Origin of the sequence: Roseomonas sp. HF4 (assembly GCF_005222755.1) — a bacterium.
Taxonomy (GTDB): Bacteria; Pseudomonadota; Alphaproteobacteria; order Acetobacterales; family Acetobacteraceae; genus Neoroseomonas.
Genome location: NZ_STGD01000002.1, coordinates 340,242 through 360,124 on the forward strand (window position 1 = coordinate 340,242; position 19,883 = coordinate 360,124).

19 protein-coding genes and 3 tRNA genes are annotated in these 19,883 nt (G+C 71.6%); 10 read left to right on the forward strand and 12 right to left on the reverse strand.

The genetic code is table 11. The features are described from left to right. Positions 1–7: 7 nt before the first annotated feature. On the forward strand, positions 8–775 hold the full coding sequence (locus tag E8M80_RS04560) for an exodeoxyribonuclease III (protein WP_137124471.1): 768 nt from the start codon (positions 8–10) through the stop codon (positions 773–775). Between the two features lie 10 nt (positions 776–785). Here the strand turns inward: E8M80_RS04560 and E8M80_RS04565 are convergent, their stop codons facing one another. The 7 genes from E8M80_RS04565 to E8M80_RS04595 all read right to left on the reverse strand — a co-directional run bounded on the left by E8M80_RS04565 (position 786) and on the right by E8M80_RS04595 (position 8,796). Next, the gene (locus E8M80_RS04565) at positions 786–1,082 is read right to left on the reverse strand and encodes a hypothetical protein (RefSeq protein ID WP_137124472.1); all 297 of its coding nucleotides are present in this window, start codon (positions 1,080–1,082) and stop codon (positions 786–788) included. Between the two features lie 34 nt (positions 1,083–1,116). Next, positions 1,117–1,347: a hypothetical protein gene (locus E8M80_RS04570; RefSeq protein ID WP_137124473.1), complete on the reverse strand. Its 231-nt coding sequence runs from the start codon at positions 1,345–1,347 to the stop codon at positions 1,117–1,119. 99 nt (positions 1,348–1,446) lie between these two features. Next, complete coding sequence (ilvD, locus tag E8M80_RS04575; protein WP_137124474.1) at positions 1,447–3,165, reverse strand: dihydroxy-acid dehydratase; 1,719 nt, start codon at positions 3,163–3,165, stop codon at positions 1,447–1,449. 28 nt (positions 3,166–3,193) lie between these two features. Further along, positions 3,194–5,893, reverse strand: a complete 2,700-nt coding sequence (locus tag E8M80_RS04580) for a valine--tRNA ligase (RefSeq protein WP_137124475.1) — start codon at positions 5,891–5,893, stop codon at positions 3,194–3,196. Between the two features lie 53 nt (positions 5,894–5,946). After that, entirely contained in the window at positions 5,947–6,483 is a 537-nt protein-coding gene (locus tag E8M80_RS04585; RefSeq protein WP_240789886.1) for a DUF2497 domain-containing protein, read from the reverse strand. Further along, complete coding sequence (locus tag E8M80_RS04590; RefSeq protein ID WP_137124476.1) at positions 6,480–7,997, reverse strand: TolC family outer membrane protein; 1,518 nt, start codon at positions 7,995–7,997, stop codon at positions 6,480–6,482. The genes E8M80_RS04585 and E8M80_RS04590 overlap by 4 nt, the downstream gene beginning before the upstream one ends. 142 nt (positions 7,998–8,139) lie before the next feature. Further along, on the reverse strand, positions 8,140–8,796 hold the full coding sequence (locus E8M80_RS04595; RefSeq protein ID WP_137124477.1) for a protein-L-isoaspartate O-methyltransferase: 657 nt from the start codon (positions 8,794–8,796) through the stop codon (positions 8,140–8,142). A gap of 110 nt (positions 8,797–8,906) precedes the next feature. On the opposite strand from E8M80_RS04595, the gene E8M80_RS04600 reads away from it, so the two are divergent. Together E8M80_RS04600 and E8M80_RS04605 are read left to right on the forward strand one after the other, a co-directional pair. Continuing rightward, positions 8,907–8,977: transfer RNA gene (locus E8M80_RS04600), tRNA-Cys, on the forward strand. Positions 8,978–9,037: 60 nt separating this feature from the next. Further along, positions 9,038–9,113: transfer RNA gene (locus E8M80_RS04605), tRNA-Asn, on the forward strand. 21 nt (positions 9,114–9,134) lie between these two features. Here the strand turns inward: E8M80_RS04605 and E8M80_RS04610 are convergent. From E8M80_RS04610 to E8M80_RS04620, 3 genes are read right to left on the reverse strand one after another with little or no spacing between them, the layout of a single operon-like run. Next, positions 9,135–10,361 (reverse strand): D-alanyl-D-alanine carboxypeptidase family protein, encoded by a 1,227-nt coding sequence (locus E8M80_RS04610; RefSeq protein WP_137124478.1) that lies wholly within the window; start codon positions 10,359–10,361, stop codon positions 9,135–9,137. A gap of 30 nt (positions 10,362–10,391) precedes the next feature. Further along, positions 10,392–11,249 carry an RlpA-like double-psi beta-barrel domain-containing protein gene (locus E8M80_RS04615; RefSeq protein WP_240789887.1) on the reverse strand — a complete coding sequence of 286 codons (858 nt, stop codon included), beginning with the start codon at positions 11,247–11,249 and terminating at the stop codon, positions 10,392–10,394. Then, positions 11,246–12,310, reverse strand: coding sequence for a lytic transglycosylase domain-containing protein (locus E8M80_RS04620; protein ID WP_240789888.1), 1,065 nt, complete (start codon positions 12,308–12,310; stop codon positions 11,246–11,248). Before E8M80_RS04620 ends, E8M80_RS04615 begins: the two co-directional genes overlap by 4 nt. A 107-nt stretch (positions 12,311–12,417) precedes the next feature. Between E8M80_RS04620 and E8M80_RS04625 the strand changes: the two genes are divergently transcribed. The 4 genes from E8M80_RS04625 to E8M80_RS04640 all read left to right on the forward strand — a co-directional run bounded on the left by E8M80_RS04625 (position 12,418) and on the right by E8M80_RS04640 (position 14,506). After that, the gene (locus E8M80_RS04625; RefSeq protein WP_137124479.1) at positions 12,418–13,818 is read left to right on the forward strand and encodes an MmgE/PrpD family protein; all 1,401 of its coding nucleotides are present in this window, start codon (positions 12,418–12,420) and stop codon (positions 13,816–13,818) included. Positions 13,819–13,836: 18 nt separating this feature from the next. Then, a tRNA-Ser gene (locus tag E8M80_RS04630) sits at positions 13,837–13,926 on the forward strand. Positions 13,927–14,023: 97 nt separating this feature from the next. After that, a complete protein-coding gene (locus tag E8M80_RS04635; protein WP_137124480.1) occupies positions 14,024–14,203 on the forward strand; it encodes a hypothetical protein in 180 nt (59 codons plus the stop codon). A gap of 78 nt (positions 14,204–14,281) precedes the next feature. Beyond that, positions 14,282–14,506, forward strand: coding sequence for a hypothetical protein (locus E8M80_RS04640; RefSeq protein ID WP_137124481.1), 225 nt, complete (start codon positions 14,282–14,284; stop codon positions 14,504–14,506). 7 nt (positions 14,507–14,513) lie between these two features. Here E8M80_RS04640 and E8M80_RS04645 read toward each other — a convergent pair whose 3' ends face one another. Continuing rightward, positions 14,514–16,076 carry an acyl-CoA synthetase gene (locus E8M80_RS04645; RefSeq protein ID WP_137124482.1) on the reverse strand — a complete coding sequence of 521 codons (1,563 nt, stop codon included), beginning with the start codon at positions 16,074–16,076 and terminating at the stop codon, positions 14,514–14,516. 147 nt (positions 16,077–16,223) lie between these two features. Between E8M80_RS04645 and dctP the strand changes: the two genes are divergently transcribed. Genes dctP through E8M80_RS04660 form a run of 3 tightly spaced genes read left to right on the forward strand, consistent with a single transcriptional unit; the run spans position 16,224 to position 19,079 of the window. Next, positions 16,224–17,276: a TRAP transporter substrate-binding protein DctP gene (gene dctP, locus E8M80_RS04650; RefSeq protein ID WP_137124483.1), complete on the forward strand. Its 1,053-nt coding sequence runs from the start codon at positions 16,224–16,226 to the stop codon at positions 17,274–17,276. Positions 17,277–17,283: 7 nt separating this feature from the next. Beyond that, on the forward strand, positions 17,284–17,793 hold the full coding sequence (locus tag E8M80_RS04655) for a TRAP transporter small permease (protein WP_240789889.1): 510 nt from the start codon (positions 17,284–17,286) through the stop codon (positions 17,791–17,793). After that, a complete protein-coding gene (locus E8M80_RS04660; protein WP_137124484.1) occupies positions 17,793–19,079 on the forward strand; it encodes a TRAP transporter large permease in 1,287 nt (428 codons plus the stop codon). The genes E8M80_RS04655 and E8M80_RS04660 overlap by 1 nt, the downstream gene beginning before the upstream one ends. Positions 19,080–19,114: 35 nt before the next feature. On the opposite strand, the gene E8M80_RS04665 is transcribed toward E8M80_RS04660, so the two are convergent. Next, positions 19,115–19,777 (reverse strand): peroxiredoxin, encoded by a 663-nt coding sequence (locus tag E8M80_RS04665; protein WP_137124485.1) that lies wholly within the window; start codon positions 19,775–19,777, stop codon positions 19,115–19,117. Positions 19,778–19,883: the final 106 nt, after the last annotated feature.

A 19,883-nucleotide genomic window follows, 5' to 3' on the forward strand; every position in this document is an offset into this window, starting at 1 on the left:
ACAGCGCATGAAGCTCGCGACCTTCAACGTCAATTCGATCCGCCAGCGCGCCGGGCATGTGGCGCGCTTCCTCGAGCGCGCGCAGCCCGACCTTCTGTTCCTGCAGGAGACGCGCTGCACCGCCGAACAGGTGCCCGCCATGGAGTTCGAGGCGCTGGGCTACCGCACCCACGCCATCGGCCAGCAGGGCGGGCGCAACGGCGTCGCCGTGATCTCGCGCATGCCGTTCGAGGTGGTGGCCGAGGCCCTTCCCGGCGACGCGGAAGACGCGCAGGCGCGCTATATCGAGGTGCGCGCAGGCGGGATGCAGGCGGCCGGCATCTACCTGCCGAACGGCAATTCCGGCGGCGAGGCTGGCTTCGCCTACAAGATCGCGTGGATGGAGCGACTGCGGGCGGTCGCGCAGGACCGGCTCGATGCCTTCATCCCCTTCGCGGTGCTGGGTGACTTCAACGTCTGCCCGACCGGGGCGGACCTGGCCCCTGGCGCGCTGCCGCCGACCGATGCGCTGGTGCGCCCCGAGACCCGGGCGCGGTTCCGCGCGCTGTTGCATCTCGGCCTGACCGACGCACTCCGCGCGCTGCATCCGGCCGAGACGCTGTTCACCTACTGGGACTACGGCGCGGCCTTCGAGACCAACCGCGGGCTGCGCATCGACCACGTGCTGCTCAGCGCGGAGCTCGCCGAGCGGCTCGAAGCCTGCGAGGTCGACACCATGCCGCGCGGCGAGGCACAGCCCTCGGACCACACGCCGGTGATCGCCACGCTGCGGTGAGCAGCGGCGGCTACCAGCGCCGGCCGCGGTAATGGGGCCGACCGTAATACCCCGGCCCCCACCAGCCGCGCGGTCCCCAATAGAAGCCGAGCCCGATGGACGGCGAGACGACGACCGGCGGCGGCGGCGCGACATAGACCGGCACGCCCTCCCCGGTCATGTAGGCGGGCGGGGCATAGGCGACGGGCGGCGGCGCGTAGTAGCCGACCGGCGGCGCCGGGGGCAGCGGGCCCAGGGTTCCATCCGGGTAGACGGCGCAGCCGCCGAGCAGCGCGGCAAGCGCCGGGACAAGCAGGGGCAGACGCATCACGTCCTCCTTCCGCGCCGGCCGCGTCGGCGGCTCAGCGCCAGTAGCCGCCCCAGCACCGGCCCCAGCGGTCGCAGCGCCGCGGCACCCATTGGCGGCGCGGCGGTGGCGCCACGTAGGCGCGTGGCGGCGGGGCGACATAGGCGCGCGGCGGCGGCGCGTAATAAGGCCCCGGCGGCGGCGCATAGGCCACCGGTGCCGGGTAGGCGACGCATCCTGCGAGGCCGATCCCGGCCAACAGGGGCAGCAACGTTCTCGTCGACATGATGGCATCCTCCCGGGCGGAAAGGCACCATCATGCCCTTCCGTCCGGGGAATGTCTGCGCGGCGCCCGTGTCAGGGGCGTGGCGCGCGTGTGGCGGTGCTACTGGTCGGCGTAGCAATGCGTCTCGGCGGCACCGCCCGGGTTCGTGACAGCGCCGAGATAGGCCGGGCCCACGAGCTGCGCGTACTTCCAGAGCGCACCGGAATTGTAGTCGTGGCCGCGCGGCTTCCAGGCGGCGCGGCGGCGCGCGATCTCCTCCTCCGGCAGCAGCATGTCGATGGTGCCCTTGTCCGCATCGATCACAATGCGGTCGCCGTTCTGCAGCAGGGCGATCGGGCCGCCCACCGCCGCTTCCGGCCCGACATGGCCGATGCAGAAGCCGCGCGTCGCGCCGCTGAAGCGGCCATCGGTGATGAGCGCGACCTTGTCGCCCATGCCCTGGCCGTAGATCGCGGAGGTGGTCGACAGCATCTCCCGCATCCCCGGGCCGCCCTTGGGGCCCTCGTAGCGGACGATGATGATGTCGCCGGGCTTGTAGGCGCGGGCCTCGACTGCGGCGAAGGCGTCCTCCTCGCAGTCGAAGCAGAGCGCGGTGCCCTCGAACCGGAGATTGGTCATGCCGGCGATCTTCACGATCGCACCTTCCGGCGCCAGGTTGCCGTGCAGCGCCACCACGCCGCCGATCGGGCTGATCGGGTCGGAGGTCGGGCGGACCACGTCCTGGTCCTTCGGGATGATGACCTCGCGGTGGTTCTCGGCCAGCGTCTTCCCCGTGACCGTGAGGCAGTCGCCCTTCACGTAGCCGCCATCGAGCAGCGCCTTGATGATGACGGGCACGCCGCCGATGCGGAACACGTCGGCCGCGACGTAGCGTCCGCCGGGCTTGAGGTCGGCGATATGCGGCGTCTTGCGCATGATCTCGGCCACGTCCTGCAGCGTGAAGCGGATGCCCGCCTCATGCGCCATGGCGGGCAGGTGCAGCGCGGCGTTGGTGCTGCCGCCCGTCGCGCCCACGATGGCGGCCGCGTTGTGCAGGCTGTCGAGCGTGACGATGTCGCGCGGGCGGAGGTTGCGGCGGATGAGTTCCACCACCGCCTTGCCCGATTCCACCGCCCAGCGGTCGCGGTCGAGGTCGGGCGCCGGGGCGCCGGCCGAGAAGGGCAGCGCGAGCCCGATCATCTCGCTGACGCAGGCCATGGTGTTGGCGGTGAACTGGCCGCCGCAGGCCCCGGCGCCGGGGCAGGCGTGTTCCTCGAGTTCCTGCAGTTCCTCGTCCGACATGTTGCCGGCGGCGTGCTGGCCGACCGCCTCGAACACGTCGAGCACGGTGACGTCGCGGCCGTGGTGCCGGCCCGGCATGATCGACCCGCCATACATGAAGACCGAGGGGACGTTCAGGCGGATCATGGACATCATGACGCCGGGCAGCGACTTGTCACAGCCCGCGATGCCGACCATGGCGTCGTAGCAGTGGCCGCGCATGGTGAGCTCGATCGAATCCGCGATGGTCTCGCGCGAGGCGAGCGAGGACTTCATCGACTGGTGGCCCATGGCAATGCCGTCGGTCACCGTGATGGTGGTGAATTCGCGCGGCGTGGCGCCGGCCGCGGCGACACCCTTCTTGGCGGCCTGCGCCTGGCGGGACAGCGCGATATTGCAGGGCGCGGCCTCGTTCCAGCAGGAGACGACGCCGACCAGCGGCTGGGCGATCTCCTCCGCCGTCAGGCCCATGGCGTAGTAGTAGGACCGGTGCGGCGCGCGCTCCGGGCCCATGGTGGTGTGGCGGCTCGGCAGGCGGGACTTGTCCCAGGCGGTCATGGCGTGTCCTCGGGTGGTGTCTTGCTGTTCAGGCGGTGATGCGGGCGATGGCGGCTTCGAGGCGTGCCATCTCGGTGCTTTGCGCGCTCAGGCGGTCGCGCATCTCCTGCACGATCTCCTCCGGCGCGCGGGAGATGAAGACCTCGCTGGCGAGCTTGGCCTCGGTCTTCGCGGCCTCGCCGGCGATGCGGGCGCGCTCCTTGGCCAGGCGCGCTCGCTCGGCGGCAAGGTCGATGACATCCGCCAGCGGCAGCATGATCGTCGCCTCCCCCACCACCGCCTGCACGGCGCCCTTCGGGGCCTCGCCCTCGAGCGCGCGGATCTCGGTGGCGCGGCCCAGGCGCCTGATGGCGTCGGACCAGCGCGCCGCACGATCGAGACTCTCGCCCGACGCGCCGGCCAGCAGCAGCGGCACCGTGATGGACGGGGCAACATTCATCTCCGAGCGCACGGTGCGCACCTCGGAGACCAGCCGCACCACCCAGTCGAGTTCCGCCCGCGCCTCGGCGGCCCCCTGCACCGGCACGGCTTCCGGCCAAGCCTCGCGGATCAAGCTTCCTTCAGGGCCGTAGCCCATGCGGTGCCACAATTCCTCGGTGATGAAGGGCATCACCGGATGCAGCATCCGCAGGATCGTTCCCAGCACGTGCTGCGTGGCACCCTTCACCTCGTTCTTGTCCGGCCCATCCGGGCCGAGCAGCACGGGCTTCGCGAATTCCAGGAACCAGTCGCAGAAGGTGTTCCAGGTGAAGCGGTAGCAAGCAAGGGCGTAGTCGTCGAAGCGGAACGCATCGAGCGCGGCATTGGCGTCCGCGACGGCGCCGTTCGCGGCATCGAGGATCCAGCGCGACAGCGGTAGCGTCGCCGTCGCCGGGTCGAAGCCCGGCACCGGCGCGATCCCGTTCATCTCGCAGAAGCGCGACGCGTTCCAGATCTTGGTCGCGAAGGCCCGGTAGCCCTCGATGCGCTGCTTCGCCAGCTTGATGTCGCGCCCGGGACCCGCCAGCGCACACAGGGTGAAGCGCACCGCATCCGCGCCATGCGCGTCGATCAGGTCGAGCGGGTCCATCACGTTGCCGCGCGACTTGGACATCTTCTGCCCCTTCTCGTCGCGCACCAGGCCGTGGATGCACACCGTCCTGAAGGGGACCTCGCCCATGAAATGGATGCCCATCATCATCATTCGGGCGACCCAGAAGAAGATGATGTCGAAGCCGGTCACGAGCACGTCGCCGGGGTAGTACTTCGCCAGTTCCGGCGTCTTCTGCGGCCAGCCGATCGTGCTGAAGGGCCAGAGCGCACTGCTGAACCAGGTGTCGAGCACGTCCTCGTCGCGCGTGAGGTCCACGTCGCGGCCGAACTTCGCGCGGGCGAGGTCGCGCGCCTCGGCTTCCGTGTGGGCGACGAAGACTTCCCCATCCGGGGCGTACCAGGCCGGGATCTGGTGGCCCCACCACAATTGGCGCGACACGCACCAGGGCTGGATGTCGCGCATCCAGGCGAAGAAGGTGTTCTCCCACTGGCGCGGCGTGAACACGGTCTGGCCGGTCTCGACGGCGCGGATTGCGGGGGCCGCCAGGGTCTTGGCGTCGACGTACCACTGCATGGTCAGCCGCGGCTCGATCGGCACGCCGGACCGATCGCCATGCGGCACGGCGTGCGTGTGCGGCTCGATCTTCTCTACGAGGTCCATCTCCTCGAGCCGCGCGACGATGGCCTTGCGCGCGGCGAAGCGATCCTGTCCGGCAAGCCCGCGCACGAAGTCGAGGTCGCTCACGCCCTCGAGCGCCGCGAAGGACGTGGCGATCTCGTCGAGGAACACGCACCCTTCCGCATCAAGCACGCTCGGCATCGGCAGGTCGTGCCGCCTGCCAAGGTCGAAGTCGTTGAAGTCATGCGCGGGGGTGATCTTCACCGCGCCTGAGCCCTTCTCCGGGTCGGAATACTCATCCGCCACCACCGGGATGGAGCGCCCGACCAGCGGCAGGACCACGCGCTTGCCGACCAGGTCGCGGAAGCGGTCGTCGTCCGGATGCACGGCGACGGCGGTGTCGCCCAGCATCGTCTCGGGGCGCGTCGTCGCCACCACCAGGAAGCGGCCGGGCTCGCCCTCGACCGGGTAGCGCAGGTGCCACAGGTGGCCCTTCACCTCCTTGCTCTCGACCTCGAGGTCCGAGATGGCGGTGAGGAATTTCGGGTCCCAGTTCACCAGGCGCCGGTCGCGATAGAGCAGGCCCTCGCGGTACAGCCGCACGAAGACCTCGCGCACCGCGTCGGACAGGCCCTCGTCCATCGTGAAGCGTTCGCGCGGCCAGTCGAGCGAGGCGCCCAGGCGGCGCAGCTGGCGGGTGATGGTGCCGCCCGATTCCGCCTTCCAGTCCCAGACCCGCTTGATGAAGGCGTCGCGGCCCATGGCGCGGCGGTCAGGCTGCTGCTGCTGCGCGAGCAGCCGTTCCACCACCATCTGCGTCGCGATGCCCGCATGGTCGGTGCCCGGCTGCCACAGGGCGTCGCGCCCCTGCATCCGCCGCCAGCGGATCAGCACGTCCTGCAGCGTGTTGTCGAGCGCATGGCCGATATGGAGGCTGCCCGTGACGTTGGGCGGCGGGATCATGATGGTGAAGGGCTTCGCGCTCGAGGCGGGGTTGGCCGAGAAGGCGCCCGAATCCTCCCAGCCCTGATAGAGGCGCGGTTCGATCGCGGCGGGGTCGAAGGACTTGTCCAGCATGGGCCGCATCCCTTCCCCGCCGGGCGCGCCGCGTCAAGGGCGGCGAAAGCGGGTCAGGTCAGCGCGCGGCCGACCACGCGCTCGATCTCGGCGCGGACCAGGCGCTCGACGATGCCGGGCAGGTGCTGGTCCAGCCAGTCCTTGAGCAGCGGGCGCAGTTCCTCACGCACCACGTCCTCGATCGACGGGCCACCGCGGGTCACGGTCGCGGCGCGGTCCGAGGCGACGGCGCCGAGCAGCCGGCTGACCGCGGCGGTGGCCGCGGCCGCCACGGCTGGGGCGAGCAGGCCCTCGGCAGCCGGCGAGGGCGGCGGCGGCGGCGGATCGGCCGCGGCCGGGGCGGGCGGGGGCTCGGCGGCTGGCACCATCATCTCCTCGGTCAGGAGGAGCGCGCCGTCGGCGGCAGGCTCCGGGGCCGGCGCGGGCGGTGTTGGCACGGCGGCCGCCTCCGCTGCCACGGGCGTCGCCGCGACCGGGGCTGCAGGCGCCTCGTCCTCGTTCAGGATGCGGCGGATGGAGGCCAGGATGTCCTCCATCGACTGGTCCGCCGTGACGGCCGGCGCGGCGGGGGGCGCGGCCTCGGTGCTCATCGCGGCGTGGATCCGGGCGCAGGTGCGGCGGGCTGCAGCACCTGCACCTGAACCACCCCCTGCGGGGAGGAGGATCCGGCGACACCCGAATAATCCCCGGTGCCGGCCCAGCGGTCGCGCACCGCGTTGTAGTAGGCGCGCGGGTCGTAGATATCGACCTGCAGCCCGAGGTCGCGCGCCGTCAGCCGCCCGAGCGTCGCGGTCAGGGCATAGGAGGCGTTGATCAGCGTCGCCAGCGCCTGCACCAGGCTGACGCGCGCGTTGAGCAGTTCCTGCTCGGCGTTCAGCACATCGAGGGTGGTGCGGCTGCCGACCACGGCTTCGCGCTGCACGCCGTCGAGCGCGATTTCCTGCGCGCGGATCTGGGCGCGCACGCTCTCGACCTGCGCGCGGGCGGACCGGAGCGATTCCCAAGCCTGCGTCGATTGCTGCGCCGATACGCGCCGCGCCTCGTCCACCGCCTGGCGGGCCTGCTGCGCCTGCTGGCGCGCCTGGCGCACCGCCGAGTGCTCTGCGCCGCCCTGGTACAGCGGCACCGAGAGGTTCGCCGTGATCTGCGTGCCGGTCTGGCGCGTGCCGCGGGCGCCGTTGTTGTCCGTGCGGAAGGCCGAGGCGTTGAGGCTCACCTGCGGCATCAGCGCGGAGAACTGCACGTCGATGAAGTCGCGCGCCGCAGCCTCGTCGAACATCGCGGCGACGACCGTCGGGTTGTTCTCGGAGGCGAGGCGCACGGCATCCTCGCGCGAGCGGACGGGCGGCACGATCGGTGGCGGCGCCTGCACCCGCGTGGGTTCCAGCCCGATCAGGCGCTGGAAGACGGCGCGCGAGGATTCGAGGTTGCCTTCCGATTGCTGCAGCTGCGCCCGCGCGCCCGCCAGCCGCGATTCGGCCTGCGCGACGTCGGTGCGGGTGATCTCGCCGACGCGGAAGCGCTCGTTGGTCGCCTGCAGCTGGCGGCTCAGCACCTCGACGTTGTTGGCGTTGAGGCGGACCACCTCCCCGTCCCGGATGAAAGCCACGTAGGCGGCGACCGAATCGAGCAGCACCTGCTGCTCGGTCGCGAGCAGGCGGGAGCGCTGGGCGTAGACCTGGTTCTCGGCGCGGCGGGTCTGCGAGGTGGTGCGGCCGCCGCGGTAGATCGGCTGGCTGACGGTCGCCTGCAGGCTGCCCGTGTTGCGCGGCTGCTCCGTGAACACGGAGAAGGGATCGCCCGCCGTGTCAGGGTTGCGGACATTGCCCGCGGAGTCGCGCACCACCGGCACCGTCGCCTGGCTGCGGGACGTGGTGTCGGAATATCCGCCGGCCGCCGCGATCACGACCGTGGGGCGCCAGCCGGCCAGCGCCTGGGGCACGTTCTCGTCCACCGCTCGGGCCTGCGCACGCGCGGCGAGCAGTGCAGGATTGTTCGCATAGGCCGCGGCGAGCGCATCCTGCAGGCTTTGCGCCCATGCAGCGGCGGATGGCAGGGCGGCCAGGGCGGCAGTGAGCAGCAGGGTCTTGCGCAGGCTTCTCATCACGGTCGCCGTTCCCCAGATTTTCCGGCCGGCATCCCGGCGGGCCGACCCGACAGGCCGGTGCAGTCTCGGCGAAAAGTCTTAACGCACTGCAACAGGGGCGCGCCACCCCGGAGCGGCGCTGCCGGTGTTGCAGAGCGTTTCAGAAGGCGAAGGCAGGCGCCGGGGCAAAGGCCGGCAGCATCGGCGCATGGGCGTCGAAGTCCTGCAGGCGCGTGACGGTGCCGCCGGCGCGGCGCAGCAGCAGCGCGCGGCCCGGCGGGCCGCCGGCGAGGCCAATGGCGACGATCCGCCCGCCCTCGGCAAGCTGCTCCTCGATCGCGCGCGGGATGTCGGCGACGCCGCCCTCGACCAGCACGACGTCCCAGGGCGCGCCAGCGGCGTGGCCCTGCGCGGGGTCGGACTCGACCAGCGTGACCGCGCCGGGGGCGACCGCCGCCGGCAGCGCGGCGCGCGCCAGCGCGAGCAGCGCCGGGTCGTTCTCCACCGCCGTGACGTCGGCGCCGATCGCGGCCAGCAGCGCGGCGCCGAAGCCCGTGCCGGCGGCGAGCACGAGCGCCCGCTCGCCCCGCCTGACGCCCGCGAGCTGCACCAGGCGCGCCAGCACGAGCGGCTGCAGCATGGCGCGCCCGCCCGGCAGCGGCACGTCCGCATCGGCATAGGCGCGCGCGGCGAGCGTGGGCGGCAGGAAGCGCTCCCGCGGGAGGTCGCGCATCGCGGCGACGATACGCGGATCCTCGACGCGATTGGGGCGGAGCTGCCCGTCCACCATGAAGCGGCGCGCCTCGGCGAAATCCATCGTTGCAGGGCCTCGTGCAGGTCTGGGCAGGGTTATAGGTCGCACCCGGCTGGGGCGCCAAGCGGGCGCTTGACCGGCGCGGCCGCGCGGCCGATATGGGCGAACCGCGCGGTCCGGTGGCCGAGTGGTCAGGCAAGGGTCTGCAAAACCCTCTACAGCGGTTCGATTCCGCTCCGGACCTGACCGCGCGGATGGGTTTACACCGGGGGCGCCCCCGACTATATGCGGCGCCCGGCTCCTTTCCCCGATAGCTCAGTTGGTAGAGCGCGGGACTGTTAATCCCTAGGTCGTAGGTTCGAGTCCTACTCGGGGAGCCATCTTTCCGGTCCAGCCGCCCGTCACGTCCCGAACACCCAGCGGCTGACGACCGCCGGGATGCGCGAGACCACGCCGAGCCGCTCGACATCCGCCCCGGCCAGCAGCGGCACGGTCAATTCCGGCACGCCCTGCCCGCCCACCAGCATCTCGCCGATCTGCTGCCCGCGCGCGACTGGCGCCGTCAGCGGCGCCTCGTAGCGCAGCCGCACCTGCAGGCGCGACCGCCACTGCCGCGGCAGGGTCAGCACCAGGTCGCGCCCGCCCACCATCGGCACCTTCGACCGCTCGCCGAGATAGACCGGCACTTCCTCGATCGTGTCCTGGGCGCGGAACAGCACCACCGCCTCGAACTCGCGGAACGCCCATTCCATGAGGCGCTCGCTCTCCTCCGCCCGGGCACGCATCGACGGCAGGCCGTTCACGACCAGGATCACGCGCCGGTCGCCACGCAGCGCCGTGCCGGTCAGGCCGTAGCCCGCCTCCTCGGTATGGCCGGTCTTGAGCCCATCGGCCCCCGCAACGCGGGAGAGCAGGGGGTTGCGGTTGTCCTGGCTGATGTTGTTATAGCGGAACGAACGCTCGTTGTAGTATGGGAAGTATTCCGGGAAGTCGGTGATGATCCGCCGGGCCAGGGTCGCGAGGTCGCGCGCCGTCGTGCGGTGCTCGGGATCGGGCCATCCGGTCGAGTTGCGGAAGGTGCTGTTGGTCAGGCCGATCCGCCGCCCGGTGTCGGTCAGCACCTCCGCGAATTGCTGCTCGCTGCCGCTGATCGCCTCGGCCAGCACGATGCAGGCGTCGTTGCCGGACTGCACGATGACACCACGGACGAGGTCCTCGACCCGGATCTGGGAGCCGAGCTCGACGAACATCTTGGAGCCGCCCATGCGCCAGGCACGCTCGCTGACCGGCAATGTCTGGTCGAGCTGCAGGCGCCCCGACTTCAGCTGCTCGAAGACGACATACATCGTCATCAGCTTCGACATCGAGGATGGCGGCATCCGCTCGTCGGCGTTCTTCTCGAGCAGCGTGGCGCCGGTCGCGAAATCAACGATCAGCGCCTGGCGCGCCTGCACGTCGAGCGGGCCGAGCGGCGTGTCCGCGGGCGCCCCGGCCGGCCGCGCCGGGGCCGCGCGGCGGGGGGCGGCGCCACGCTGCTGCGCCAGGGCCGGCGCGGCGAGCGTCGCGCCCAGCGCGCCCGCGAAGCTCGTGCCAAGCGTGCCGAGAAGCAGGCTTCGGCGATCGGTCATGTCCGCAACTCCTTCGACCCGGCGGCCATGTCAGTCCACCAGGATGCGCGCGCCGGATACGCCGGCGGCGCGGGTGCGCTCAAGTGCCGCATCGGCCTCCCGCACGCTTGCGAAGGGGCCGAGGCGGACGCGGTGCTGCCGGTCCCGGCGCGGGCCGAAGGCCTCGGTGCGGGCCCCGGGAATGCGGGCGGCGAGCGCCGCGGCGGCCGAGGCGCTGCCCAGCGTCGCCGTCTCGATCACGAGGCGGCCGGGCTGCGGCGATCCCTGGACGACGGTCTCGGGCAGCGGCTCGTCGCGCGGCGGCGGCGCGGCCGCCACGGCGGCGGGGCCGGCCGCGGCGGCCGCGACCACGGGTGCGGCGCCGCGCGCGCCGGGCGGCGGCGCCAGGCTTTCGGTCGCGACCGCGGCGCGCGGCGCGGCGGCGATCTCGACCGGTGGGGGCCGGCGGCCCTCGGCGAGCGCGCGGCTACGCTCGCCATCCACGGCGAGGCGCACCTGCGCCGCGCCGCCCGCCGGCAGGCCGAGAAGGTTGGCCGCGCGGTCGCTGAGCCCGATGACGCGCCCGGGATCGACCGGCCCGCGGTCGTTGACGCGCAATGTCAGCGCCCGCCCGTTCTCGAGGTTCGTGACCGTGACCACGGCGGGCAGTTGCAGCGTACGATGGGCGCCGAGCGCGCGTCCCGCGCTCCAGGCCTCGTCGTTCGCGGTGCGCGCGCCGAAGCCGGGACCGGGGTGGCGGACCGCAAGGCCCGTCTCGACCAGGGCGAAGTCCTCACGCGGGTAGGACCAGACGCCTCCCATCCGGTAGGCATCGCCCACCAGGTAGCGCGGCGGCGCGGAGGTGCAGCCGGCGGCGAGGACGGCGAGGAGGAGGACGACCCCCCTCACCCCACCCGGTCCGAGATCAGGCCGACGGCCAGGCCGTAGTTCACCGGCGAATTGTATCGCCGGATGACGCGGAGGTTGTGGTGGCCGAGGAAGACCTGGCCGCTGCCGCGGGAGGGCAGGACGATCTGCGCCTCAGGCCCGCTGGTCGACAGCGGCGCGCCGGAGGCCTCGCGGAACCCCATGCGGGCGAAGTCGCGCAGCGGGCGCTTGGTGTCGGTGTCGGCGCCGGCGGTCGTGAAGCCGGGCGGTGGGCGGACCTCGCGGCCCCAGGGCTCGCCCGCGCGCCATCCGCTGCGTTGGAAGTAATGCGCGATGGAGCCGAGCGCGTCAGCCCGGTTTTCCCAGATGTCGCGACGGCCGTCGCCGTCGAAGTCGACCGCCAGCCGGTCGAAGTTGGACGGCATGAACTGCGGCTGGCCCATCGCACCTGCCCAGGAGCCGCGCATGCGGTCGGCGCGGATGTGGCCTTCCTCCAGGATCTTGAGCGCGGCCATCAGTTCGTTGCGGAAATAGGACGCGCGGCGCCCTTCCCAGGCGAGCGTCGCCAGCGCCTCGACCACGCCGAAGCCGCCCGTGTTGCCGCCGTAGTTGGTCTCGACGCCCCAGATGGCGACGACGACGCTGGGCGCGACGCGGTAGCGTTCCTCGATCCGGCGCAGCAGGTCGGCGTTCTCACGATAGAGGCGCTGGCCGTTCTGGATGCGCGTGGAGGTGACCATGATGCGGTCGCGGTAGTCCTCCCATTGCATCCCGCCCTCGGCCTGCCGGCGGTCGAGCGCGATGATCCGCTGGTTGGGCCGGACGCCCGCGAAGGCGACATCCAGCGTCCGGGCGGAGACGCCGCGGCGGCGGGCATCGGCCTTGACCCCCTCGACGAAACGTTCGAACGGCACCGATGAGACGGATTGCAGGTCGGCGGCGTCCGGCATCGCCGGCGCGGCGGGGGCAGACGCGGCGCCCTGCAGCGGCGGCGCGGCCCTGAGCGGGGTGGCGGGCGGGGTGGCCGCGGCCCCGCAGCCCGCAAGCGGCGCGGCAGCCAGGAAAAGGCGGCGAGTGATCATGGGGTGGTCCTGCCACGCGAGGGGGGGCGGATGCAAACCCTGCCTGCATGTCTTGGCCGCAACGCCCGGAGTGGTAAGGTCCGCGCCGTCATCCGGAGGATAATGCCATGGCTGCCGTCACGCGCGAACTCGCCGCCTTCGCCGCCGCGATTCGCTACGACTCCCTGCCCGCCGAGGTGCAGGAGCGCACCCGCTTCCTGGTGCTCGACCTGGTGGGCAACATGCTGCGTGGACGTCACGATGCCGAGAGCACGGGTCCGCTGCTGGCGGCGGTGCGGGCGCTCGGCCTCGCGGCGGGCGGGGCGGCGGTGTTCGGCGACTCGGCGCGCTACACCCCGGCCGGCGCCGCGCTGGTGAACGGCGCGACGGCGCATTCGCTCGACTTCGATGACACCCACGCGGCGGGCACGCTGCACCCGGGCGCTCCGGTCATCCCCGCCGCACTCGCCGCGGCCGAGATGGTGGGCGCCGACGGCCGGACCCTGCTGGCGGCGATCGTCGCGGGCTACGAGGTGACCTGCCGGCTGGCGCTCTCGCTGCCGGGCGGCGACCACTACGACCGCGGCTATCACCCGACGGCCACATGCGGCGCCTTCGGCGGCGCGGCGGCGGCGGCGCGGGTGTTCGGGCTGAACGCGGCACAGATCGAGGACGCCTTCGGCATCGCACTGTCCCAGGCCGCGGGCAGCCTGCAGTTCCTGGCGAACGGCGCCTGGACAAAGCGCTTCCAGGTCGGCTGGTCGGCGCTGAACGGACTGACGGCGGCAAGCCTCGCCCGGGAAGGCTTCCGTGGCGCGGGCGAGGCGCTGGAAGGCCGTGCGGGCTTCCTGCGCGCCTATGCGCCGAACCCGACGCCGGAGCGCGCGCTGCAGGACCTCGGCCGGGTGTGGGAGCTGATGGAGACGGCGGTGAAGCCCTATCCGTCCTGCCGCTACGGCCATGCGAACGTGGACGCGGCGCTGGCGCTCAAGGCCGAGTTCGGCCTGAAGGCCGAGGACATCGAGAGCGTCACCATGGGCCTGCCCAACAAGGGCATGCTGCTGGTCGGCAGCCCGCTGCAGTACAAGCAGAACCCGCAGAACATCGTGGACGGCCAGTTCAGCGGGCCCTTCGTCGTGGCCTGCGCGCTGGCGCGCGGGCATTTCGGGTGGGACAGCTACGCCTGGCTTCAGGACCCCGACATCCGCGCGCTGATGCAGAAGATCACGCCGGCCGAGGACCCGGAGGTCGAGGCCGACTTCCCCACCTACATGTCGGGCAAGCTGACCGTGAACGCGCGCGGCCGGAGCTTCGTGCAGAAGGTGAACGTGCCGAAGGGCGAGCCCGGCAACTTCCTGACCGAGGCGGAACTCCGCGCCAAGTTCCACGGCCTAGCCGATGCGGTGCTGGGCGCGGAGCGCGCGCGACAGCTGGCGGATGCGGTGATCGGGCTGGACCGTGCGGCCGACGTGCACGGGATGATGCGGCTCGGCGCGCCGATGATGGCGGCGCGGCTGGCGGGGGAATAAGCCCGCGCCCGCCTGCCGGGATGGGTGGCCGAGCGGTTTAAGGCACCGGTCTTGAAAACCGGCGTGGGTTCACGCCCACCGTGGGTTCGAATCCCACCCCATCCGCCAGGTTCACTCATGCCAGGCCCACGATTTCGCCCAAAAAACGCTGCGCAATTAAGGCATCTGCGCCGAGCCGATCGACATCGGCAATGCCGCGACGCCGATGACGGCGCTCATGGCCAAGGGCGTGAACCGGGGCGATCGGCCGATCGCGGTGGAACCGACGATGGACCTGCACCAATTCGGCCAGGCCATCCTGCACATGGCGCGCCTGCCGCTCGAGGCGAACATCCTGACCATGACCATCAGGGCCTCGAAAGATCCGTCCGAAGGCCGCGGCTGAAGATCGGCAGCGTGCAACTTCGGCGCCGCCACGATGTTCTGGCTACGAGTGCACCAAGCCACAATCACGGAGGTCATGATGACCGGCGAACGCAAGCCGAGCACGGAATCCGCCGATACCCCGCCGCCGCCCCGACCGGAGAAGACCGGCCAGGGCACCATTCCGGTGCCGACCCCGTCCAACGCGAAAAATCCTGAGCCCGCCCCCAAGCCGGATCCTGCCGACAAGCGCGCCGAGAAGAAAGGCCAGGGCGTGATCGATGCGCCGACGCCCCCCGCGGGAAAGAAACCACAGGAGCGCTGAAGCGCCGCTAGGCCCGGCCGCGCTCCGCCAGAAGCCGCTTCACCTCGGCCTTCGGCACCTTGCCATAGCCCGACCGCGGCAGCGCGTCCCACACCACGATCCGCGCCGGCCATTTGTAGCGACCGAGCCGGCCATCGAGATGCGCCATCACCGCCGCCGGGTCGAGCATGGCGCCCTCGGCCGCGACCAGCACCGCCACGCCCGCCTCGCCCCACTTCGCGTCCGGCACGCCGACGACACAGGCCTCGGCCACGGCGGGATGCGTCAGGAGCACCTCCTCGATCTCGCGCGGATACACGTTCGAGCCGCCCGAGATGTACATGTCCGACTGCCGGCCCGTGATGTGGAGGAAGCCGCGCCCATCGAGGTGGCCGAGGTCGCCCGTGTGGAACCAGCCGCCGGCGAAGGCGGCCTCGTTCGCGGCCGGATTCTCGAAATAGCCGGCCATGACGGCGGCGCCGCGCACGCAGATCTCACCGGTCTCGCCCGCCGGCAGGCGGCGGTGCCCGGCATCCAGGATCGCGACCTCGATCCCCGTGCGCGGATAGCCGCAGGACCCGGTCGGGAAGGCCGGGTCGTCCTCCAGGCTGTGCCATTCGGGCGGCAGCACCGTGATGTTCCCGGTCACCTCGCCCAGCCCGAAATACTGCACGAGGCAGGGGCCGAGCTTGCGCAGCGCGTGCTTCTGGTCCTCCCGGTACATCGGCGCGCCGGCGTAGATCACGTGGCGCAGGCTGGAATGGTCGTGCGCGTCCACGCTCGGGTCGCGCACGAGCGCGTTCAGGATCGTGGGCACCGTGAACATGTTGCTGACGCGGTGCTTCTCGACCAGCCGCCAGGCCTCCGGCACGTCGAGCCGCTCGCCCGGCAGCAGCACCGAGGCAGCGCCGCGCGCCACCTGCGCCATGGCGTGGATGCCCGCGCCATGCGAGAGCGGCGCGACCACCAGCGAGGCGTCGCGCTCCGTCAATCCCGGCATCAGGTCGGCGATGTGGTTCACCACCACGAAGGCGAGTTGCCCGTGCGTCAGCGTGCCGCCCTTGGGCCGGCCGGTGGTGCCCGAGGTGTAGAACAGCCAGGCGGGGTGGTCGCGGTCCACGGCCTCGGTCTCGGCCACAGGCGCGGCGCGGCCTTCCTCCACCAGGCCGTCCCAGGCCAGGCCATCGCCCTCGCCGATCGCGACCTCGAGCAGGCAGGCGGCATTCGCCGCCTTTGCGGCGGCGCGGTGCTCGGGGAAGCCGGTGTCGAAGACATGCCCGCGGCAGCCGGCATTGGCCGCGAGCCAGGCGACCTCGGGCGGGCTCAGGCGGAAATTCACGGGCACCCAGACGGCGCCGATCAGCCAGCAGGCCCAGCAGGATTCGAAGATGGCGTTGCCATTGCGCGCAAGGACCAGCACACGGTCCCCCACGCCGATGCCCCGCGCGCGGAGCGCCCCGGCGGCGGCCATGACGCGCGCGGCGGTCTCGGCCCAGGTCCAGGCGCGGTCGCGCCAGACCAGCGCCGGGCGCCCCGGCAGGCGCCGTGCGGTCTGCAACAGCAGGGACGCCAGGTTCGCGGTCGGGATCATGTAGCGCTTCCTCCGGGCCAAACTCCTGCCGCGGCGCGGCGCCCCGGGCAAGAGCGCGGGCGCTTGCCGCCGCCCCCCGCGCCGGGCCAGTCTGGCGGCAAGCGCCGGCCAGCGGCGCGCCGAACGATACCCTTGGGAGAACGCCACATGTCCACGACCCGCCTCGGCGCCTCGCGCCGCGCCCTGCTGATCGCCGGTGCCGGCGCCGGCCTCGTCCTGCCGCTCAGGGTGCGCGCGCAGCAACAGTACCGGCCGGAGTACAAGGTCTCGGTCGTCGGCAACCGGCCGATCCCGCTGTCGGACGGTGCCTTCGTCTGGGCCGACCTCGTGCGCGAACGCTCCAACGGCCGGATCAACATGAAGGTCTATCCCGGCAGCCAGCTGGTCGGCGGCGACCAGACGCGCGAACTGGTGGCGATGCGCCAGGGCGTGATCGACATGGCGGTCTTCTCGACCATCAACATCTCGCCGCAGGTGCGGGAGATGAACATCTTCTCCCTGCCCTTCCTGCTGCGCGACCATCGCGGCTTCGACGCCATCGTGAACGGGGAGGTCGGCCAGGACCTGTTCCGCGTGCTGGCCACGCGCGAGGTGGCGCCCGTCGCCTGGGGCGAGAACGGCTTCCGCGAGCTGTCCAACTCGAAGCGCGAGGTGCGCAAGCCCGAGGACCTGCGCGGCATGAAGATCCGCTTCGCCGCCGGCGCCATCTTCAGCGAGATCTTCACGGCGCTCGGCGCGAACCCGCTGCAGATGTCCTTCGCCGACCTGCAGCCGGCGCTCTCCACGGGCGCGGTGGACGGGCAGGAGAACCCCGTCAACCTGTTCCTCGCCTTCCGCATGGACACGCTGGCGCAGAAGCACCTGACCATCTGGAACTACGTGGCGGATGCCGGCATCTTCGTCGTCGCGAAGTCGATCATGGACGGCTTCAACGCCGCCGACCGGACGCTGATCACCGAAGCCGCGCAGGAAGCCGCGCGGCGGCAGATCGCGGGCTCGCGCCGCGGCATCGGCATTGGCGGCGACCGCTCGGCCTTCGAGGAATGCGCGCGGCGCGGCGTCGCGGTCGCCGAGCTCACGGCCGCCGAGAAGGACGCCTTCGCGGCCGCGACGCGCCCCGTGTTCGACAAGTGGGCGCAGACCGTGGGCACGCCGCTCGTGCAGAAGGCGCAGGCCGCCATCGCGCGCGCCACGGCCTGACGGCCGCGTGAACGCAGAGCTCGACCCGGCTGCCGCGCAGCCGGACCCGCGCACGCGGGTGCCGCTGACGCTGGAGCGCGTGCTGCTGGCGGCCGCCATGGGGGCCATGGCGCTGATCACGGCGGCCAACGTGGCGGCGCGCTACCTGACCGACGTCTCGATCGCCTTCACCGAGGAATACTCGGTGGTCCTCATGGTGATCGTGACGCTGGTCGGCTCGGCGCTCGCCATGGCGGCGGGACGGCATATCCGGGTCGACTACTTCACCGGCATGATGCCGCGGGGCGCGCAGCGGGGTGCGGAGGTCGTCTCGCTCCTGCTCGCGATCCTCTGCTTCGGGCTGCTCGCCTGGTACGGCATGTGGCTCGCGTGGGACGAGTATCGCTTCGAGGTGCTGTCCAACGGCCTCGGCCACCCGAACTGGTGGTACACGGGCTGGCTGCCGCTGCTCTCGCTCCTCGTCATCGCGCGGGCTGCGGGCAGGTTGGTCCGCATCCTGCGGGGGGAGCCCGGCTGATGGTGGCCGGCGTCCTCTTCATCGCCTTCGGCCTGCTGCTGGCCGGCGGCGTGCCGGTCGGCATCGGGCTCGGGCTCGCCGGCGCGCTGGCCATCGTGCTGGCCGGCCAATCCATCATGGCCATGCCGACCAACGTCTATGCCGGCATCGCGAAGTATCCGCTCATCGCCATCCCGATGTTCGTGCTCGTCGGCTCGGTCTTCGAACGGACGGGCGTCGCGCTGCGCCTGGTGCGCTTCGCGAGCGCGATCGTGGGCGCCGGGCGGGGCGCGCTCGCCTCGGTCGCGGTGCTGGTCGCGATGGTGCTGGGCGGCATCACGGGCTCCGGCCCCGCCAATTCGGCGGCCGTCGGCCAGGTCATGACGAAGTCCATGGTCGAGGACGGCTACCCCCGCCCGTTCATCGCCAGCACGGTCGCCGCCGCGGCCGCGACCGACATCCTGATCCCGCCCTCCATCGCCTTCATCGTCTATGCCGTGCTGGTGCCGGGCGTCTCGGTGCCGGCCATCTTCGCCGCCGGCATGATCCCGGGGCTGCTCGCGGGGCTCTTCATCATCGGCGCCGTGGTCGGTATCTCGATCCTGAGGGATTTCGGCGGCAAGGCGCAGGCGCGGGAGGTGCTGACGCTCTGGCAGACCTTCAGCGAGGCGATCTGGGGCCTGCTCGCGCCCGTGGTCATCCTGGGCGGCATGCGCATCGGCATCTTCACGCCGACCGAGGCTGCGGTGGTGGCCGTGTTCTACGGCCTTTTCGTCGGCTTCGTCGTCTACCGGACGCTGACCTTCCGCGACGTCTACGAGATGCTGGTCGAGGCGGGCGAGATCTCGGCCGTGATCCTCATCGTCGTGGCGCTCGCCACCGTCTTCGCCTGGTCCACCAGCACGCTCGGCATCGTGCGGCCGATCGCGGAGTGGATCGTGGGCCTCGGGCTCGGCTCGGGCGGCACGCTCGTGCTGCTGACGCTGGTGCTGGTCGTGGTCGGCATGTTCCTCGACGGGATATCGATCTTCCTGATCCTGCTGCCGATCCTGCTACCGATCGCGGCGACCTTTGGCTGGGACCTCACCTGGTTCGGCGTGGTGCTGACCATGATGATCGCGATCGGGCAGTTCACGCCGCCCATGGCGGTGAACCTGATGGTGTCCTGCCGCATCGCAGGCGTGGGGATGGAGACGACGCTGCCCTGGGTGACCTGGCTCGTGCTCGCCATGACCGCGGCGGCGGCGGCGGTCATGGCGGTGCCGGACCTGGCGCTCTGGCTGCCGCGCGCGATGGGCCTCGGCTGAGCGGCGCGCCCCCGCGGGACGCGCCGCGCGCGCCTTCAGCCCTGCGGCTGCGGCACGATCCGGATGTAGGGCTTGGGTTCCCGCCAGCCGTCCGGGAACAGCTTCCTCGCGTCCTCGTTGCTGACCGAACCGGCGATGATCACGTCCTCGCCCCGCTGCCAGTTCGCCGGGGTCGCGACCTTGTGCCTGGCCGTCAACTGCAGGCTGTCGAGCAGCCGCAGGATCTCGTCGAAATTGCGCCCGGCCGTCATCGGATAGGCGAGGTAGGCCTTCACCTGCTTGTCGGGCCCGATGATGACGACGACGCGCACGGTCTGGTTGGCCGCGGCCGTGCGCCCTTCGGACGTCGCGCCCGCATCCGCCGGCAGCATCCCGAACAGCTTCGAGACGTGCAGCGTCGGGTCGCCGATCATCGGGTAGGTCACGGCATGGCCCGTCACCTCGGCGATGTCGCCTTCCCAGCGGTGGTGGCTCTCCACCGGATCGACGCTGAGGCCGATGATCTTGGTGTTTCGCCGATCGAATTCCGGCTTCAGCCCGGCCATGGTGCCGAGTTCGGTCGTGCAGACCGGCGTGAAGTCCTTCGGGTGGCTGAACAGGATGGCCCAGCCGTCGCCGATCCAGTCATGGAAGCGGATGCGGCCCTGGGTCGTGTCCGCCTCGAAGTCCGGGGCAATCTGGCCGATCGCGATGCTCATGGCACTTCTCCTCCTGCATCTGTGGCGCGGAAGGCATCACGCGCGGATCCGACGCGCAAGCGACAGCATTGTATCATCCCCAGCGCGTCGGGTGAGGAAATCCTTG

Excerpts from the sequence above, each read along its gene's own strand:
- E8M80_RS04560 (WP_137124471.1), top strand. The coding sequence starts at position 8 with ATGAAGCTCGCGACCTTCAACGTCAATTCGATCCGCCAGCGCGCCGGG.
- E8M80_RS04565 (WP_137124472.1), bottom strand. The coding sequence starts at position 1,082 with ATGCGTCTGCCCCTGCTTGTCCCGGCGCTTGCCGCGCTGCTCGGCGGC.
- E8M80_RS04570 (WP_137124473.1), bottom strand. The coding sequence starts at position 1,347 with ATGTCGACGAGAACGTTGCTGCCCCTGTTGGCCGGGATCGGCCTCGCA.
- ilvD (WP_137124474.1), bottom strand. The coding sequence starts at position 3,165 with ATGACCGCCTGGGACAAGTCCCGCCTGCCGAGCCGCCACACCACCATG.
- E8M80_RS04580 (WP_137124475.1), bottom strand. The coding sequence starts at position 5,893 with ATGCTGGACAAGTCCTTCGACCCCGCCGCGATCGAACCGCGCCTCTAT.
- E8M80_RS04585 (WP_240789886.1), bottom strand. The coding sequence starts at position 6,483 with ATGAGCACCGAGGCCGCGCCCCCCGCCGCGCCGGCCGTCACGGCGGAC.
- E8M80_RS04590 (WP_137124476.1), bottom strand. The coding sequence starts at position 7,997 with ATGAGAAGCCTGCGCAAGACCCTGCTGCTCACTGCCGCCCTGGCCGCC.
- E8M80_RS04595 (WP_137124477.1), bottom strand. The coding sequence starts at position 8,796 with ATGGATTTCGCCGAGGCGCGCCGCTTCATGGTGGACGGGCAGCTCCGC.
- E8M80_RS04610 (WP_137124478.1), bottom strand. The coding sequence starts at position 10,361 with ATGACCGATCGCCGAAGCCTGCTTCTCGGCACGCTTGGCACGAGCTTC.
- E8M80_RS04620 (WP_240789888.1), bottom strand. The coding sequence starts at position 12,310 with ATGATCACTCGCCGCCTTTTCCTGGCTGCCGCGCCGCTTGCGGGCTGC.
- E8M80_RS04625 (WP_137124479.1), top strand. The coding sequence starts at position 12,418 with ATGGCTGCCGTCACGCGCGAACTCGCCGCCTTCGCCGCCGCGATTCGC.
- E8M80_RS04635 (WP_137124480.1), top strand. The coding sequence starts at position 14,024 with ATGACGGCGCTCATGGCCAAGGGCGTGAACCGGGGCGATCGGCCGATC.
- E8M80_RS04640 (WP_137124481.1), top strand. The coding sequence starts at position 14,282 with ATGACCGGCGAACGCAAGCCGAGCACGGAATCCGCCGATACCCCGCCG.
- E8M80_RS04645 (WP_137124482.1), bottom strand. The coding sequence starts at position 16,076 with ATGATCCCGACCGCGAACCTGGCGTCCCTGCTGTTGCAGACCGCACGG.
- dctP (WP_137124483.1), top strand. The coding sequence starts at position 16,224 with ATGTCCACGACCCGCCTCGGCGCCTCGCGCCGCGCCCTGCTGATCGCC.
- E8M80_RS04660 (WP_137124484.1), top strand. The coding sequence starts at position 17,793 with ATGGTGGCCGGCGTCCTCTTCATCGCCTTCGGCCTGCTGCTGGCCGGC.
- E8M80_RS04665 (WP_137124485.1), bottom strand. The coding sequence starts at position 19,777 with ATGAGCATCGCGATCGGCCAGATTGCCCCGGACTTCGAGGCGGACACG.